Source organism: Paenibacillus sp. OAE614 (assembly GCF_040546645.1).
Taxonomy (GTDB): Bacteria; Bacillota; Bacilli; order Paenibacillales; family Paenibacillaceae; genus Paenibacillus_AQ; species Paenibacillus_AQ favisporus.
This window is the reverse complement of the sequence record NZ_JBEPOD010000001.1, coordinates 1,739,936-1,754,801: the sequence shown is the minus strand read 5'-3', so window position 1 is coordinate 1,754,801 and position 14,866 is coordinate 1,739,936. Positions and strand designations below refer to the sequence as shown.

The 14,866-nt window shown below is 55.7% G+C and carries 9 protein-coding genes; 4 read left to right on the top strand and 5 right to left on the bottom strand.

From position 1 onward, the window contains the following. Positions 1-157: 157 nt before the first annotated feature. The 3 genes from ABIE48_RS08360 to yicI form a co-directional block, all read right to left on the bottom strand. Complete coding sequence (locus tag ABIE48_RS08360; RefSeq protein WP_192714784.1) at positions 158-2,227, bottom strand: bifunctional aldolase/short-chain dehydrogenase; 2,070 nt, start codon at positions 2,225-2,227, stop codon at positions 158-160. Between the two features lie 212 nt (positions 2,228-2,439). Then, a complete protein-coding gene (gene bcbE / locus ABIE48_RS08355) occupies positions 2,440-3,723 on the bottom strand; it encodes a bacillibactin exporter BcbE (RefSeq protein WP_192714785.1) in 1,284 nt (427 codons plus the stop codon). A 204-nt stretch (positions 3,724-3,927) separates the two neighbouring features. Then, entirely contained in the window at positions 3,928-6,249 is a 2,322-nt protein-coding gene (gene yicI, locus ABIE48_RS08350; RefSeq protein WP_145022090.1) for an alpha-xylosidase, read from the bottom strand. A gap of 119 nt (positions 6,250-6,368) precedes the next feature. Here yicI and ABIE48_RS08345 point away from each other — a divergent pair, with 119 nt between their 5' ends. Next, complete coding sequence (locus tag ABIE48_RS08345; RefSeq protein WP_192714786.1) at positions 6,369-7,283, top strand: AraC family transcriptional regulator; 915 nt, start codon at positions 6,369-6,371, stop codon at positions 7,281-7,283. A gap of 40 nt (positions 7,284-7,323) precedes the next feature. Here the strand turns inward: ABIE48_RS08345 and helD are convergent, their stop codons facing one another. Continuing rightward, positions 7,324-9,675, bottom strand: a complete 2,352-nt coding sequence (helD, locus tag ABIE48_RS08340) for an RNA polymerase recycling motor HelD (protein WP_192715340.1) — start codon at positions 9,673-9,675, stop codon at positions 7,324-7,326. 366 nt (positions 9,676-10,041) lie between these two features. Next, positions 10,042-11,862 (bottom strand): adenine deaminase, encoded by a 1,821-nt coding sequence (locus tag ABIE48_RS08335; RefSeq protein ID WP_192714787.1) that lies wholly within the window; start codon positions 11,860-11,862, stop codon positions 10,042-10,044. 208 nt (positions 11,863-12,070) lie between these two features. Here ABIE48_RS08335 and ABIE48_RS08330 point away from each other — a divergent pair, with 208 nt between their 5' ends. From ABIE48_RS08330 to ABIE48_RS08320, 3 genes are read left to right on the top strand one after another with little or no spacing between them, the layout of a single operon-like run. Then, positions 12,071-13,015 carry a D-alanyl-D-alanine carboxypeptidase family protein gene (locus ABIE48_RS08330; protein ID WP_192714788.1) on the top strand — a complete coding sequence of 315 codons (945 nt, stop codon included), beginning with the start codon at positions 12,071-12,073 and terminating at the stop codon, positions 13,013-13,015. A 24-nt stretch (positions 13,016-13,039) separates the two neighbouring features. After that, a complete protein-coding gene (locus ABIE48_RS08325) occupies positions 13,040-13,729 on the top strand; it encodes a response regulator transcription factor (RefSeq protein WP_145022100.1) in 690 nt (229 codons plus the stop codon). After that, on the top strand, positions 13,722-14,831 hold the full coding sequence (locus tag ABIE48_RS08320; protein WP_145022102.1) for a sensor histidine kinase: 1,110 nt from the start codon (positions 13,722-13,724) through the stop codon (positions 14,829-14,831). The genes ABIE48_RS08325 and ABIE48_RS08320 overlap by 8 nt, the downstream gene beginning before the upstream one ends. Positions 14,832-14,866 lie beyond the last annotated feature (35 nt).

Below are 14,866 nucleotides of genomic sequence, written 5' to 3'. Positions count from 1 at the left end.
CTCAAAATTCTGGCAGAGCGCCGGCAGCGAGCCGGTGTCTGCCGTGTGTTATGGCAAGAGAGGGAGCGGCTCCCGCCAAACATGCCTGTTCAGCTGGTACCTGCTCCCTTCTATCAGACGTGCAATCTGCGCCAGTTTCCCCTTTAAGACCGACTGCCTACCGGGTAAATGCCGCCGGTACGCCGCCGTCGATCGTCAGCATGCAGCCGGTCGTCTTCTCCGACTTGGAGGAAGCGAAGTAGGCAATCCCTTCGGCCACGTCCTTCGGATAAATGTTGACCAGCAGCGTTGTTCTCTTGCGGTAATGCTCTTCCAGCTGATCCGGCTCGATGCCGTAGGCCGCGGCCCGCTCGTTCCGCCAATTGGAGTTCCAGATGGCCGATCCCTGCAGGATCGCATCCGGCAAAATCGTGTTGACGCGGATGCCGTATTCTCCGCCCTCAGCCGCGATGCAGCGGGCCAGGTGGGCTTCAAGCGCCTTGACGGAGCTGTAGGCCGTCACGTTCTTGCCTGCGTACACCGAATTTTTGGAGCCGACAAACACCATGCTGCCGCCGATTCCCTGCTCCTTCATCTGCTTGAACGCTTCTCTGGCTACCAGGAAGTAACCCGTGCCGAGGACGTTCATGTTCAGGTTCCATTCCTTCAGGGAAGTTTCGTCAAACGGACTCGAAGTCGCCAGCCCGGCATTGTTGACGATGATGTCCACGCCGCCGTAGGTCAAAGCCGTTTCTGCCAAAGCGTCCCTGACCATGTCCTCCTGGGTTACGTCCATCTTGACAGCCTTGGCCCGGCCTTCACCGTATTTGGCATTGATCTCGGAGGCCACCTGTTCCGCGCCTTCCAGGTTCAGGTCGGCCAGAACGACATGAGCTCCTTCCGACACGAAGCGGCGCGCCGTTTCGCTGCCGATGCCGCCTGCGCCGCCGGTAATAAAGGCGACCTTGCGGGAGAACTCCGCTTCCGCCGGAGCCAGGGACAGCTTGTAAAGCTCAAGCGGCCAATATTCCACGTTGTAGGATTCGTTCTCGCTTAAGGATACGAATTGTCCCAAGGCCGTAGAACCTTTCATCACCGCGATCGCCCGGTGGTACAAAGCTCCGCTGACCCCCGCCATATCCAGGCTCTTGCCGGTGTTGACCATGCCGATCCCCGGAATGAGGATGACGCGCGGAGCCGCCTCGGACATGACATCGCCCTCATTTTTGTTCCGTTCAAAATAGGCCTTGTACTCTTCCTTATTGGCTTCGACACCTTGACGCACCGCCGCTTTGAGCGAATCGGTATCACCGTTAGCCGGATCCCAGTCGATATACAGTGGAACCCGCTTCGTGTGCACCAGATGATCCGGGCAGGCCGCTCCCACCTGGGAGAGCTCCTTCGCGTCCCGGCTGTTGACGAACTGCAGCACGTCTTCGGCATCGTCGTAGGTGACGATCATTTTTTTGCTGTCGCTAACCGCGCCGCGGATCACAGGCAGCACTTCGGCCAGAAGGGCTTTGCGCTTCGCAGGCGCCAGCGCCGCCGTCTTTTGCCCGCCAAACACCTTCTCTTCCTGTACTTTTGCAGCAATATACGCTTCCGCTTTTTGGATCATGGCGATCGTCTGGTTGTAAGATTCCTCGGACGTCTGGCCCCATGTCACCAGGCCATGCTTCTCCATCAGCACCAGCTGAGCATTCGGATTGTTCCGGACGCCTTCGGCGATCATTTTGGACAGCGTAAACCCGGGACGGATATACGGTACCCATACGAACGTATCGCCGTAGATTTCATGGGCGATTTCTTTGCCGTTATCCGCGCAGCACAAGCTGATAATCGCATCCGGGTGGGTATGGTCGACGTGCGGATACGGAAGGAATGCATGCAGCAGCGTCTCGATCGACGCTCTCGGATGCTTGCTGTCGATCATGCAGTGGGACAGGTAAGCCACCATCTCCTCATCCGACATTTCATCACGCTCAATCAGCGGACGAATATCCTCAAGCCGCAGGCCGGTAAAATGCTGCGCTTTCATCGTCGCCAGGTCCGAGCCGCTCCCTTTTACCCACATGACCTCCACATCACGGCCGCGAAAGTCCTGCTCCACCGTCTTCAGCGACGTGTTGCCACCGCCCCAGTTGCAGACACTGCGGTCACTGCCGATCAGGTTGGACCGGTACACCAGCTGGTCAACGCCGGCTTTCTGCCGGGAAGCTTCATCGGAATTCCATCGATTTTGTACCATGATAAGGACAACCTCCAATAAGTTCTTTTGTTTTTGTTTGTTTATATTTGTATTGGCTTGATTATAGCAGACATCGTTTTGTTTTTATACCCTTTTTTCATCAAAAAACAAACAAAAACGCAGCAGATCCGAAAAATACAAACATTTTCCGAACCTGCCGCGTTCATTGGGTCAGGCATCATCCATATTCATTTGTTATTCCAAGATCACCCTCAGCGGGCACCAACCCGTCTGCTCAACCCGATTCCGCGCCGCCCCTTGCTTCGGGAGCTGCGGCCCGAATCCTCCGGCTTGCTGCTGTTCTCCTTCGGCTTCACGGCCAGCAGGGTCAGCAGAACGCCAATCGCCGCTACCACAGCCATCGAGCCAAACAGGATCCAATGGGTGCTCTTCATGAGAAGGGATACAACGGGCGGGCCGAGAGATACCCCGATGTACCTCATGCTGCTGTATAAAGAAGTGATCGTTCCGCGCTGCTTTTCCTCAATCCCTTCGGTGATCAGTGCGTCCATGCAGGGAAGGGTGGTGCCGATGCCTGCTCCGCAGACCGAGAAAAAGATCAGGAGAAACGTAATCTGGCTGCTGAATCCCGCAACGACCAATCCGGCCGTCAGCAGCGCCATGCCTGCAAAGCCGGTCCATTTCATCCTCTTTTTGTTTTTCCCGATCACCTTCCCGGCAATAAACGAGCACAGACATAACACTGCTAGCGGAATCGCCAGCACGAGGCCTTTTACGATCCCGTGCATGCCGTATTTGGTTTCCAGCGTCTCCGATAAAAAAAACAGCACGCCGAACGTAATAAACATGCTGATCCCGCCAATGGCGAAAATGGCGTACAGCCAGCGCCCTTTTTCACGCAAAATGTCCTTCGTGTCAGACAGAAATTCCTTGATTGACGTTTTGTTTTCGTTTTTCTTCTTTGGCGTTTTTACCAAAAAAGCAACCATAATCAGCGAAATAATGCACAGAACGGGGATCGCGAGAAAAGGCAAAAACCAGACCACCAGAGCCAGCGCGGAACCAAGAATCGGACTGACCACCTTGCCGAACGTATTCGAGGTTTCGATGATCCCCAAGCTTTTGCTGACATCGTCTTCATCATCAAACATATCGCCTACAAGCGGAAGCACGATCGGGAAAGCCCCCGCTGCACCGATACCCTGCAGGAATCTGCCCGCAAGAATGATCCAGTAAGCGGTGGCTCCGTCCGTCCACCAAGCGGCTGCCCCCGATATCGCTCCTCCCGCCGCGGCAATAATCAAGCTGGGGATAATGACGGTTTTGCGTCCGAACCGGTCTGATAAATAACCCGCAATCGGAATCAGCACGATCGCCACAACGCCAAACACCGTGATCAGCATGCTGACCTGAAAGGCGCTGACGTGCAGCTTTTGCGATATCTCGGGCAAAATGGGAATTAACATGGAGTTGCCAAGCGTCATAATGAGCGGTATCGAGGCAAGTGCCACCAGATCCCATTTTTTGTCTTCCATGACAAAACCACCTTTACGTTCGATGATAAATCATGTTTTATTGTGGTTCTTTTCAGTCATGGATATGCATGCGCTCCCAGTTCAGGCTTGGTAATTACATCTCCTCGATTCGGCTTAAAACACGGCTAAATGCTCTGATTTCTAAAAAACCGGACCGCAGCCATCTGCGGTCCGGTCCTATCCCTAAGCTGCCTCAGCAGCCCGTTACTTTAATGTGATTGTGACGGAAGAAGCGCCGGCCGCAGGTGTAATGACTGCACCATGTTCGCCGCTTGCCGCCGTGCCCTGATCTACGGACGCCACTTCGCCGATACCGCGGAGCACGAGCGTCCAAGGCTTGCCGGTCCCGGAGGCCTTCACTTCGATGACATTGCCGCTGCGGGATGCGGTTACGCTGAGCTCTTGTTCGGCCAGCGTATTCACGATGTCGGCCTGCGCCGAAGCGCCGTCGCCGAGCTCGAACAGATGCAGCGAGACGCCGTCGGCATAATCGTAGTCCGGTCTGCTGTCTTCTTTACCCACCGCAAGGAGGGTGTTCGGCTTAATCATCATCGGCAGGGTCATATATCCGTGGTTCTCGCTGTACCACCGGTTACCTTCCAGCACCTCGCCTGTCAGGTAGTTCGTCCACTTGCCTTCCGGCAGGTAGTATTGAACGTCACCTTCTTTATTGAAGATCGGCGCCACCAGAATCGAATCGCCCAGCATGTACTGCGTATCCAGTGTGAAGCAGGTCGGATCCTGCGGATACTCCAGCACCATGGCTCTCATCATCGGCAGTCCGCGTTCCGTGGATTCCACCGCCGAGTTGTAGAGATAAGGCATGATGCTGCATTTCAGCTTCGTAAACTTGCGCACCACGTCGACCGCCTCTTCGTCAAACAGCCAAGGCACCCGGTACGATGTGCTGCCGTGCAGGCGGCTGTGGGACGAGAGCAGGCCGAACTGCACCCAGCGCTTGTAGATATCCGGCGGAGCCGTATTTTCGAAGCCGCTGATGTCATGGCTCCAGAAGCCGAAGCCGGACAGGCCGAGCGACAGGCCGCCGCGGACCGTCTCCGCCATCGATTCGTACGTTGCGGAGCAGTCGCCTCCCCAGTGAACCGGGAACTGCTGGCCGCCGACCGTGGCCGAACGGGCGAACAAGGCGGCTTCCCCTTTACCCAGCTTGTCTTCCAGCACTTCAAATACCGCCTTGTTGTACAGGAAGGTATAGTAGTTGTGCATTTTCACCGGATCAGATCCGTCGAAATAGACGACGTTGGTCGGAATTCTTTCGCCGAAGTCGGTTTTGAAGCAGTCGACGCCCTGGTCGATCAGCACTTCGAGCTTGCTCTTGTACCATTTCACCGCATCGGGATTCGTGAAGTCCACCAGACCCATGCCGGCCTGCCACAAATCCCACTGCCATACGGAACCGTCCGGCGTTTTCACCAGGTACCCGTTCTCCATGCCTTCATCGAACAGGTACGATTTTTCTGCGATGTACGGGTTGATCCAGGCGCAGATCTTCAGCCCCTTGTCTTTCAGCCGTCTCAGCATGCCTTCCGGATCCGGGAACATATCCTTGTCCCACTCAAAATCGCACCACTGGTATTCCTTCATCCAGAAGCAGTCGAAGTGGAAGACGGAGAGCGGCAGATCGCGCTCGGCCATGCCGTCCACGAAGTGGTTGACGGTCGCTTCATCGTAATCCGTCGTAAAGGATGTCGTCAGCCACAAACCGAAAGTCCAGGCCGGCGGCAGCGCAGGCTTGCCCGTCAGCTTCGTGTAGTTGTCCAGCACGTCCTTCGGCGTGGCGCCGCCGATGATGAAGTATTCCAGATATTCGCCTTCGACGCTGAACTGCACTCTGGATACGTTTTCAGAAGCAATCTCATAAGACACCTTTTCCGGATGGTTGACGAACACGCCGTAGCCCTTGCTGGACAAATAAAACGGAATGTTTTTGTACGACTGCTCGCTGCTCGTGCCGCCGTCCTCGTTCCAGATTTCGACCACTTGGCCGTTCTTTACAAACGGGGTGAAGCGTTCGCCAAGGCCGTAAATGTACTCACCGACGCCCAGGTCAAGCTGCTCGCGGTAGTATGCTTTTTTATCCGGATCCTGGATATACGCAGGCGCTCTCCAGCCGCTGCCGGTAATCCGCTTGCCGGCATAGTTGAAATCGATGTTCCAGCCCTGCTTGCGGTTGACCTGCACGCTCAGCTGGCCGCTGGTCAGCACCGCGGTCTCTTCATCCACCGAAATTTGCACATCGGTATCGCTTGGGAACAATTCGAACGCAGGTCCTTTGTTTACTTTTCCTTTATGATGAAACAGCTTGACGCGGATCACATCCGGCATCGGGGAGCTGAAGTCGGCCTTGAGTAGCGTACCGTTCAGCGTGTCGCCCTTGGTCGCAATGATTTTCGTCGCCGCGAAAACCGTCATGGAGTCGCTTGTATGGGTAATATCGCGGATATCCGCAGGGTTTTGTACGTTATAGCCTTCCCGGATCAACCAGTAACCGTCCGTGAATTTCATGTTTCGTCCCTCCTAGAGTTTATACTATAATAATATTGATCTAATGAAGAGATTTCTTACGTTATTTTGACCAAATATATTAATATATTGATATTTGCTAGGAATGGAAGTGACATCATATGAATCGAGAAACGCTCAGGGAAAACCGCGTGCACGGACATCCTCTGTATCCCGTCAGCATCTACCCCAGAGTCGAGCAGCTCAACGGGCAGAGCATTCTGGACTGCCACTGGCATGACGAGATGGAATTCATCGTGCTGCATCAAGGCAGCGCCGTCTTTCAGCTCGATATGACGTATGTGGAGGTCCGCGCAGGCGAAGCATTATTCGTCAACAGCGGGGAAATTCACTCCGGGATGCTGGCCTCCGAAGAACCGTGCATCTTTTCAGCGGTCGTGTTCAGCGCCGACCTGCTCGGCAGCCCGGATTTTGACATCATCCAGGAGAAATATATCGATCCCTTGATAAAAAAAAGCTTTATGCCGCGCCAGCACATCACCGGAAAATCGGAATGGGAAAAGGATATTTTGGACGCGCTGCACCGGATTATCTGCGAAAACGAAGCCAAATTTCCGGCTTACGAGCTGTCGACGAAAGCGCATCTGCTCCGGATCTTCGCCCTTCTGTCGACCCAGGCGCCGCTGGGCGAAAACAGCAAAAGCCGCCCCACCGGAAGTCATGACAAGGTGGAGCGGCTGAAGACCGCGCTTCATTATATACATGATCATTACGCCGAGCCGCTTAAGCTCAAAGAGCTGGCGGGACAGATCAACATGAGCGAAGGGCATTTCTGCCGCTTTTTCAAACAGATGACCCAGAAGAGCCCGGTGGAATACGTCAACCATTACCGGGTGCTCAAGGCTTGTAAGCTGCTGGAGAACACCGACAAAAAAATCGTCGAGGTTGCCATGGATGTCGGCTTTGACAACCTCAGCTACTTCATTACCGTCTTCAAGCATCATAAAGGCTGTACCCCGTCCAAATACCGCAAGCCGTTCGAGGAACAGGCTTACGTGCTGACGGAACCCGTGTGAACCTGCCGGATTTGGCGGGACTACCGGTCCACGCCTGACTCTAGGCCAAAACGTATTTATCTTCCGCCACATCCGTGATGAAGCGGCTGGGCTCGCCTAGGCTGTATACATGGAGCTGGTGCATCGCCCGGGTACAGGCCGTATAGAACAGCTTCCGTTCGGACTCCCGGCTGTATTCGCCTTCCGACGCGTCATAGATGATGACCGCATCAAACTCGACCCCTTTTGCCAAGTAGGACGGAATGACCAGCGTCCCGTTAGCAAAGGAAGGGGTCGTTTTCGTAATCCTTTTCAGCGGCAGGCGGTCCTTCAGCGCTTCGTAGACCGTCTCGGACTCCTCCGCCGTTTTGCAGATGATGGCCGTGTGCTCATAGCCTTTGGCGTTCAGCTCCATAATGTCCGTGACGATCCGGTCATGAAGCTCTTCCCGGTCCTGCTGAACCCGTACGAGCGGCTTCTCCCCGTTCCGGTTAAACGGCACGATCGCTTCCCCGCCCGGCATCATGCTCCGGGTAAAATCCACGATCTCATACGTCGAGCGGTAGCTGCGGGTCAGCGAAATGACCTCCGTCTCTTCCGGGCCGTACAGTTCCTGCAGTGACGCCAAACTCCCGCCGAGTACATCAGTATGCGGATAGATTCCCTGGTTCAGGTCTCCCAGCGCCGTCATGCGCGCCCGCGGGAACAGCCGTTTGAGGTATTCCAGCTGGAACGGAGAATAATCCTGAACTTCGTCGATGAACACGTGCCGGATCAGGCTGTTGACCTGAAAGCCTTTCATCAGCTCCTGCATGTACAGATATGGCGTCGCATCCTCGTAGGACAGCCTTCCCACCATGAGATCCTGAACCGTCTGGGCGCCGATCTCATGATACCGCTCCGGCAAATCGCCTGTACCGCTGACCCGGGCAAACAGCTCCTCATTGACGAACAGCTCACGGTACAGCGCCTTTACGTCGACGAACCGCTTGCGCTTGATCCATTTGCGAACCGGCTTCAGCCACTCGTTGACGATCATTTTGGCCAGCAGGTTCCGTTCGCGCTCGTGATCGTCGAAGGTGTCTTTCTTGGACGCAAGCTTTCTGCGGACATGGGTGTACGCCTTTTGGTATTCCTCCGCGCTGAGCAGCTCAATCTGGTCATCGACCCAGGCCGCCTTCCGCTCCTGCTTTGCAAAAGCGGCAAGCTCCTTCTGCAGCCACTCCCGCATCAGCTCGATCCGGTTGGCCAGGCGAACCGCAGGGTCATAGCTGTAAAATTTCTCTTTTATCGCTTCAGCCGAAACGATAAGATGCCCCTTGAAGCGGATCGGCTTAAAGATCATGCCGTCATGCTCCAAATAATCCTTGTAGCTGCGGATGATGCTCAGGAACGCCGGCGAGGCCTTGAAGGCGATCGACGCCTTTTTATTCTCGAGCCATTCCCCTTCCTCCGCATTCAGAATCGACTCCATTTGCGAAAACACGTCTTCCAGGTCGAATTCCTTGCTGAGCCGGTGTTCCAGGTACGCCTGGAACGTCGTCTGCATCATGTTCTCCTCGCCCAGCTCCGGCAGGACGGTGGAGACATAGCTGTTAAACAGCGGGTTGGGGGAGAACAGAAGCACCTGGTCGGCCTTCAAAATTTCCCTGTATTTATAGAGCAGATAGGCGACGCGCTGCAGGGCCGCAGACGTCTTGCCGCTCCCGGCCGCCCCCTGCACGACCAGCATCCGGCTCTTGTCGTTCCGGATCACGGCGTTCTGCTCCTTCTGAATCGTCGCCACGATGCTTTTCATCTGGCTGTCGGAGCTGTGGCTGAGCACCTGCTGCAGCAGCTCGTCGCCGATTGTGACGCCGGTGTCGAACATAACGTCGATCCTGCCGTCCTTAATGACGAACTGACGCTTCAGTTCCATCGTCCCTTCAATTTCGCCGCCGGGTGTTTGGTAGGAAGCCGGCCCGGGCGCACCGTCGTAGTACAGGCTGGAGACGGGAGCCCGCCAGTCGTACACAAGGAAGGTCTCCTGGTCATCATCCAGAAACGAAGCGATGCCAAGATAAATCTGTTCCGTCTGCTTCTGACCGTTTTCCGTAAAATCAATCCGGCCGAAATACGGCGATTTCTCCAGCAGCCGCAGCTTCTTCAAGGATTCAAAAGCCTGCAGATGGCTGCGCTCGCGCTCCGACAGCACCTGGGACTGCTGCCGCAAACTGGTCGAGGTCTCTCCGAGGTCGTCGGCGCTGCTGAAGTTGACGCGGACCTCATCCCAGAAATCCTTTCTCAGCTCCACGACATCTCCCCGGACCGTTCCGACCTCCGCTTCAAGCGCTTTTTTGCGGCGGGCGATTTTCCCGGTGACCTGAGTTACCCGCTCCTGCTCCTGCTGCCAGTCCTGATCGTTTAAATCCATGCCGATATCCATCCCCTTTTTAATGTTTGACAAACTCATCCCAATGTGATAAAATCCGTATAGGATTATTATTTTTATTTGTATTTTTTTAGAGTCACAAGTTCTATAATACCAACTTTTGAATTGTAAATCAATGCAGGATAAGGGGAGCCTCCGGCTCCCCTTTTTGGCGTACCTCGTCCTTCCAGAGAGGGCTGTGGCATCGCCCCGATTTCCTTCGTGACTCAGCCTGTATCATATTATAATTCGCGGACGGCCCGTCCGTTTCCTTTTACTTCACCCAATCTTTGCCCACTAAAAAGACCGGCGGGGCCATATATGGCGCCCGCCGGTTCGGATGTTGTCCGCCCTCTTCAAATTCCTTGCTTAGCTCCGGAACAGCGGCACGATCTCAATGCCATCCGCCGAAATTCGGACCAGTCCTTTATCCGACAGTCGCAGCTCCGGAATGACGACCAGCGCCAGAAGCGACAGCGTCATGAACGCGTTGTTCAGCAGGCAGCCGGACTGAATCAGCGCCTGGCTGATTGCTTCGGACTGGCTCGCGACCGTTTCAAACGGCTGATCGGACATCAGGCCGCCGACCGGCAGCGGAAACTCCGTCCGGCCCGTGCGCGTGAGCATCACGACGCCGCCCTGCATCTCGGCCACGCGGTTTCCCGCCTGCGCCATCAGCCGGTCATCATTGCCGATGACCGTTACGTTATGGCTGTCATGGGCCACGGTCATTGCGATGGCTGCCGGTTCTTCAAAGCCGATCCCCGCCACGATGCCGAGAGCATGGCCTCCGCCTTGACCGTGGCGTTCAAATACCGCCATTTTGCAGAGGCCGCTCTCCGGCGTAACGCGAAGCGCCGAATCTTCCACCGGCACGCTCACCCACGTTTCCTTCGTCTCCACATGGTTCTCCACGACCCCAATCGCCCGGACCTCAACCGTTCCGTCCGTCTGCGGCGCGGCGATGACCAAATCCCGTTCTTCAATCGGACGCCCCAATTTGACGGTGCCGTACGCCTCTGTCGGTATGGCATATGGCTCCCACTCGGCGGTCATCCGGCCTTCCTCCGCCACAACCTGTCCGGCCGCGATCGTCATCGTGACGTTCACGTCGGCCAAATTCCCGTCCAGCAAAATGATATCCGCGCAGAGCCCGGGAGCGATCGCTCCGATGTCTCTGGCCACCCCGAACCGTTCTGCCGTATTGATCGTGGCCATCTGGAAGGCCGTTACCGGCTTGACGCCCTGCGCAATGGCGTGGCGGACGACAAAATTCATATGCCCTTCGTTCATCAGCGATTCGGAGCTTCGGTCGTCCGTGACCAGAATCATGCGCCGGGTATCCAGGCCGCCTTCGGTATGCGCCTTGATGGTGGCAGCAACGTCATGCCAGGCCGAGCCCTGCCGCATTTTGGCGTACATGCCGAGCCGGACGCGCTCGATGACATCCTCCGCACTCACGCATTCATGGTCTCCATCAATGCCGCTTGCTGCATACACCGGAAGCCTCCAATCCCCTGAGCTCCATGTAAAGTGGCCGTCCGCGTATTTCCCGGCCCGCAGCGTCGCCTCGATCTCCCCGATCATTTTGTCGTCGCCGTAGACGACGCCGGGAAAGTTCATCACTTCACCCAATCCGATCATATCCGGCCCCCAGCTGAGCGCTTCCGCCACCTCTTCAGGACCGATGTAAGCCCCGGTGGTTTCCAGCCCGGGGTGGGTCGACGGCACGCAGGATGCGACCTGCATATAGGCGGCCAGAGGCGTCGTTCTCGCTTCCTCCAGCATGAAGCGAAGGCCCGGCAGTCCGAGGACGTTCGAAATTTCATGCGCATCGAAAAACCCGCCGGTCGTGCCCAGCGGAAGCACCGCTCTGGCGAATTCGGTTGCCGTAAGCTGCGTGCTCTCAATATGACAATGTCCGTCCAGCAGTCCAGGCGCTGCATATTTGCCTCCGGCATCAATGACCACGGTCCCTTCGCCGATGGTATGGCTCACGTCCTTGCCGACATATGCGATCCGCGGCCCCTGTACCGCAATGGACATCTCCGGCACGATTTCGCCTGACAAGACGTTGACCAGTCTCACGTTCAGGATGACGAGGCTTGCTTTGCGGTCCCCGCGGGCGGTGGCGACCAAATCCCGGACACAGTCGGCCATCGGGAGTCTTTTCCAAGTGTTGTTGTGCATTGTAAACCCTCCAGTCTCTCTATCTCTCGATCGATATCTGTAACTTTATCCATGCTGCCGGACGGCATTAGGTTAGTCATATTATATATCCGAACAGGGACGAAAACTTTACATTTCTTAAGATTTTCTTGTAGGGCAATTAAAGTTTGATGGTTAGACTGGTAAAAGAATGAAAGGTATTCAAAACGGATAAACGAGGTATGGTGCAATGAAATCAAAGCAAAAGCAAAAAAGAAAACTGATTGCGCTGGCGCTGCTGTCGAGCTTGACGGTGGCCGCGGCCGTCAGCCTGATCCGGTTTCCGATGATTACGATCAAGGCGCAGGCAGCCGTTCTTATGGATGCGGAGACCGGAAAGGTATATTATGAGCATAACGGGTCTCAATCACTCCCGCCGGCCAGCATGTCCAAAATGATGACGGAGCTGCTCGTGCTGGACAGCATCCATCAGGGGCAAAGCACCTGGGATGAGCCTGTCACCGCCAGCCGGTATGCCGCGAACGTGACGGGTTCGGAGATCGGACTCCGCGAAGGCGAGACGCTGACGCTGCGCCAGCTGTTCGAAGCGATGGTTGTGCACTCCGCCAACGATGCGGCGGTGGCCATCTCCGAACATATCGGTGGCAGCGAGAAAGAATTCGTCAAACGGATGAACGCCAGGGCCAAGGACATCGGCCTGTCCCCCCAAGCCGTTTTCGCCAATGCGACCGGACTGACCTCAAGCGATCTGCGGCAGTTCAAGTCGGCGTCTTCGCGGGGAGAGACGATGCTTAGCGCGCAGGATGTGGCCAAACTAGCAAAGTGCCTCATTGATTCCTACCCCGAAATTTTAAATATTACGCAGAAGGCCGATGTCAGCATCCCCGAGAAACGAATTACGCTGCACACGACCAACGCGATGCTCCCCGGCGAGCCTTACGCCTATCCCGGCAACGACGGCTTCAAAACCGGGTATACGGAGCGGGCCGGGTACTGCTTTACCGGAACGACCGAAAAGGACGGCAAGCGGGTCATTGCCGTTGTCATGGGAGCGCCCGACACCGAGACCCGGTTCCAGGACGCCGCGGCCATGTTCGATTACGCCTTCGAGCATGCGGACAATCCTGCCCGCAGCTGGCTGACCCGAACGGTCCGCTCCGTCTCGAACTTATAGACAAGCACTGATGGAGGTTTATGCATGCGCAACATTATGGTCGTCGACGACGACAAGGAAATCGCCAATCTGATTTCGATTTATTTGCAAAATGAAGGTTTTCACGTCATCTGCGCCTATCATGGCGAGGAGGCGCTCCAGCTGCTGAACGAGCAACCGGTCGATCTCATCGTGCTGGACGTGATGATGCCCAAACTGAACGGCCTTGAGGTCTGCCGCCAGGTTCGGGAGAACGAGTCGACCATTCCGATTCTGATGCTCAGCGCCAAGACCGAGGATATGGACAAAATTCTCGGCCTGATGACGGGTGCAGACGATTACATGATCAAGCCGTTTAATCCGCTGGAACTGACCGTGAGGGTCAAAACGCTCCTCCGGCGTTCTTTTCAATATAACGAGCCGAAAGAACAGACGGATTCCACCCTTCGGATTCACGATGTGGAGATCAACCGGACTTCCCATAAGGTGACCGCCCGCGGAACCGACGTACAGCTCACCGGCCGTGAATTCGATATTCTCCACCTGCTCGCCTCCCATCCAGGAAGGGTGTTCAGCGCCGAGGAAATTTTCCAGCGGGTCTGGAAGGAAAAGTATTACGTCTCCAACAATACGGTCATGGTTCACATCAGCAACCTCCGGGACAAGCTGGAGAAAGAACTGGGCTACAAGCTGATCCAGACCATGTGGGGAGTTGGTTATAAAATCGATGCGTAGCATATTTAACAAGCTGCAGTGGAAAATCGTCACGTTATTTTTCCTCAGCGTCGCCCTGACGTTCGCTACACTGATGATCGCCAAGCCGATCCTGCAGGCGGTCTACGACAATCATTTCAAAACGCTGTATCCCTTTGTGGAAGCGATCATCCGGGTCAACCGGATTTTTGGGTTTTCCGTGTGGCAGGCCGTCGTCGTCATTATGCTGTTCATTTTTTACTGCATGATTCTAAGCTGGGGCACGACCCGGAATTTGACCAATATTATCCGAGGAGTTCAGCGCATGTCTTCCGGCAATACGGATGTCCAGATTCCGGTTCGATCCAAGGATGAGCTCGGGCTGCTCGCCGGGCAGATCAACGCGCTGGTCTCCCAGCTGGAAGCCTCCAGGGAGGAGGAGCGTCTGGCGACCCAGGCCAAAAACGATCTGATCACCAACGTTTCCCACGATCTCCGTACGCCCCTGACGTCGATCATCGGCTATCTCCGGCTGATTGAGGAAGACAAATACAAGGACGAGGTGGAGCTGCGGTACTATGTCAATATCGCCTATGAAAAATCCAAACGGATGAATCGGCTCGTGAACGACCTGTTCGACTATACCCGGATGGGCTTCGGCCAAATTCCGCTGCACCGCACCCCTATCGATCTCGTGCAGCTGATCGGTCAGCTGACCGCGGAATTTTCGCTCCAGCTGCGCAACCAGGACATGGAGATCGTCTTCTCGCCGCCGCAGGAGAAGCTGATGATCCAGGCCGATGGCGACAAGATCATGCAGGCGTTTGAGAACCTCATTACCAATGCGATGCGCTATGGTAATGACGGGAAGCAGATCCGGGTCGAGGCCAAGAAGTCGGAGCAGGAGGCCGAGGTCCGGGTCATCAACTACGGACCGCCGATCCCGCCGATGGACCTCCCTTATATTTTCGAACGCTTCTACCGCGTCGAGAAATCGCGTTCCCTGGACACCGGCGGCGCCGGTTTGGGGCTGGCCATCGTCAAGAGCATCATCGAGCTTCATGACGGACAGATTTATGCTTCGAGCAACACGGCGGAAACGGCGTTTATCGTGAAGCTGCCGCTGATCGATCTGAAGGCTTAGCAACTTAAAACCCCGGTCAACTGCGTCTCTGCCGC

What these genes read in the sequence shown, in the direction of transcription:
- ABIE48_RS08325 (WP_145022100.1), top strand. Translation starts at nt 13,040, where the DNA reads ATGCGCAACATTATGGTCGTCGACGACGACAAGGAAATCGCCAATCTG.
- ABIE48_RS08345 (WP_192714786.1), top strand. Translation starts at nt 6,369, where the DNA reads ATGAATCGAGAAACGCTCAGGGAAAACCGCGTGCACGGACATCCTCTG.
- ABIE48_RS08360 (WP_192714784.1), bottom strand. Translation starts at nt 2,227, where the DNA reads ATGGTACAAAATCGATGGAATTCCGATGAAGCTTCCCGGCAGAAAGCC.
- yicI (WP_145022090.1), bottom strand. Translation starts at nt 6,249, where the DNA reads ATGAAATTCACGGACGGTTACTGGTTGATCCGGGAAGGCTATAACGTA.
- helD (WP_192715340.1), bottom strand. Translation starts at nt 9,675, where the DNA reads ATGGATTTAAACGATCAGGACTGGCAGCAGGAGCAGGAGCGGGTAACT.
- ABIE48_RS08320 (WP_145022102.1), top strand. Translation starts at nt 13,722, where the DNA reads ATGCGTAGCATATTTAACAAGCTGCAGTGGAAAATCGTCACGTTATTT.
- ABIE48_RS08335 (WP_192714787.1), bottom strand. Translation starts at nt 11,862, where the DNA reads ATGCACAACAACACTTGGAAAAGACTCCCGATGGCCGACTGTGTCCGG.
- bcbE (WP_192714785.1), bottom strand. Translation starts at nt 3,723, where the DNA reads ATGGAAGACAAAAAATGGGATCTGGTGGCACTTGCCTCGATACCGCTC.
- ABIE48_RS08330 (WP_192714788.1), top strand. Translation starts at nt 12,071, where the DNA reads ATGAAATCAAAGCAAAAGCAAAAAAGAAAACTGATTGCGCTGGCGCTG.